Raw genomic sequence first — 2512 nt, 5'->3', positions numbered from 1 at the left:
TGGTCGCGCTGTTCTGCATGGGGTGCCATTCGACGCTGTTCGGGCCGATCAAATACTCGATCATGCCGCAGCATCTGCGCGGCGACGAGATCATGGGCGGCACCGGGCTGATCGAGGCGGGGACGTTCCTGGCGATCCTGGGCGGGCAGTTGCTGGCCGGGGTGGTGGCGCCATGGGAGGCGGGGTTGATCGCGACGGCGCTGGCGGTGGTGGGGTTCGGCGCCGCGATGATGGTGCCGCCGGCGCCGCCGATCGCGCGGGACGTGCGCGTTCGGATCAACCCGGTCGCCAGCACGTGGGACGTGCTCAAGGTGGCGCGGAGCGGGCGGGGGGTGTGGCTGTCGATCGTCGGGATCAGCTGGTTCTTTGCGGTCGGCGCGGTGCTGGTGTCGGAGTTCCTGCCGCTCGTCTCTGGCGTGCTGGGCGGGCGCGAGCCGGTCGTGACGCTGTTCCTGATCGTGTTTTCGGTGTCGGTCGCGCTGGGATCGATGGCGGTAAACCGGCTGTTGGCGGGCGCGGTGTCGGCGCGCACCGTCCCGCTGAGCGGGCTGGCGATGGGTGGGTTCATGATCGACCTGTGGTGGGCGACCGGCCACTTCACCGTCACCGCGCCGCGCGCCGGCATCGCCGCGTTCGTCGCCAGCGCGGGGAGCGGGCGCATCCTGTTCGACCTGACCGGCATGGCGTTCGCCGGGGGCATGTTCATCGTCCCGCTCTATGCGATCCTCCAGACCGCGACCCCGCCCGAGCAGCGATCGCGGGTGATCGCGGCGAACAACATCGTCAACGCGGTGGTGATGGTGGTGGTGGTGGTGGTCGCGACCATCCTGCTGTCGCAAGGCATATCGATCCCCGGCGTGATCGGCGCGATGGGTGTGGCGACGCTGGCGGTGTCGGTGGGGCTGGGCCGGCTGGCGCCGGGCGGGGTGTTCGGTGCGCTGCGCCGCTCCGGGCGCGCAGAGCCGCGCGGGGATTGACGGACGAGGCGCTTACTGCGCCTGCCAGCCCAGCCCCAGCGCCTTCTGGATCGCGATATAGTCGGTGGTCAGCCCGGCGGTGGCGGCGGTCAGGTTCTGCTCCGCCAGCACGCGCTGCCGCTCCGCATCGAGCGCGTCGATCAGCGTCGCGGTGCCGGCGCGCTGACGCTGCTGCATTAGCGTCGCGGCGCGATCCGCCGACGTCTTGATCCGCGCCAGCGCCGCCAGCGATTCGCGGCGGTGGCCGAAGCGTGACAGCGAATCCTCGGCATCCTGCAACGCCGCCAGCACGGTGCGGCGATATTGCGCCTCCGCCTCGTCGCGCGCGCCCTCGGCCTGACCGACGCGCGCGGCGTTGCGGCCGAAATCGAGGAAGCTCCACGACAATTGCGGCAGTGCGATCGCGCTGATGTTGCCGAGGTCGGTCAGCGCCGACGGCTTGGTGCCGCCGATGCCGATGATCCCCATGAAGCTGAGCCGGGGAAAGCGAGCGGCCTCGGCCACGCCGATGCGCGCGGTCTGCGCGGCGAGGCGGCGTTCGGCGGCGCGGATATCGGGCCGGCGCTGGAGCAGGGCGGCGGGATCGCCGACGGCGACCGAGGCGGGCGGCAGCGGGATCGCGCCGGGCGTGGCGAGCAACGCATCGACCGCGCCGGGCTGTTCGCCGACCAGCACGGCGAGCGCGTTGAGATAGGCCTCGATCTCGGCGGCGAGCGGGACGAGCTGCGAGCGGGTGGTCTGGACCTGGCCCTGGAGCCGCTCGACGTCGAGCGCGGAGGCGGTGCCGGCGGCCTCGCGCTGGCGAGTCAGCCCCAGCATCCGTTCCTGCAGTTCCGCCGCCTGGCGGGTGAGCGCGAGCCGCTGCTGGCGATCGCGCAGGCTGACATAGGCGTTGGCGACTTCGGCGCTGAGCTGGACGCGGGTGTCGGCGGCGTCGGCCTCGGCGGCGGACAGATTGGCGCGCGCCGCTTCCGTCGTGCGGCGCTGGCCGCCGAACAGGTCGACCTCCCAACTGGCGTCGAAACCGACGTTGTAGAGGTTGAGCGCGCTGATCTCCGATCCGCTCCCGCCCAGGTCGATGCCGGGGATTTCGGCGTGGGCGTAGAGCCCCGAGGCGGACACGCTGGGCAGTTGGTTGGCGCGTTCGAGGCGCAGCGCGCCGCGCGCCTGCTTCACGCGCGCCGCCGCCACCGCGACGCCCGGATTGCCGGCGAGTGCGCGCTCCTCCAGCGCATCGAGCGTCGGATCGCCGAGCGTCGTCCACCAGCGCGCCGCGACCGGCGCGTCGGGCCGCGCGACATCGCCCGCGCGGACGAAGCCGGCGGGCGGGGCACCGGCGGAGGTGGCTTGCGGCGGGCCGGCGTAATTGGGGCCGACGGTGCAGGCAGCGGCCAGCGCGACGAGCGGGAGCAGAAAAATGTGACGCATCATAACCCTCAATGCGCTGCGGCCAGCGGGGCGTCCTTTGGCAGCGGCCGCAGGAACAGGACGAGCGGGGTGACCAGCATGATGCCGATCGAAAGCATCCAGAACAC

Annotated in this window: 1 protein-coding gene and 1 pseudogene; one reads left to right on the top strand and one right to left on the bottom strand. The window is 72.1% G+C overall.

All coding sequences use genetic code 11. The annotated features are described in order from the left end of the window. Positions 1-977 (top strand): annotated as a pseudogene (locus VNR91_RS04625) (acyl-[ACP]--phospholipid O-acyltransferase); the annotation flags it as partial. A 12-nt stretch (positions 978-989) separates the two neighbouring features. On the opposite strand, the gene VNR91_RS04620 reads toward VNR91_RS04625, so the two are convergent. Further along, complete coding sequence (locus VNR91_RS04620; RefSeq protein ID WP_325489614.1) at positions 990-2405, bottom strand: efflux transporter outer membrane subunit; 1416 nt, start codon at positions 2403-2405, stop codon at positions 990-992. Positions 2406-2512: the final 107 nt, after the last annotated feature.

Origin of the sequence: Sphingomonas sp. (assembly GCF_035555815.1) — a bacterium.
In the GTDB taxonomy this organism is placed as follows: domain Bacteria; phylum Pseudomonadota; class Alphaproteobacteria; order Sphingomonadales; family Sphingomonadaceae; genus Sphingomonas.
This window is presented reverse-complemented; position numbering and strand designations above follow the sequence as displayed.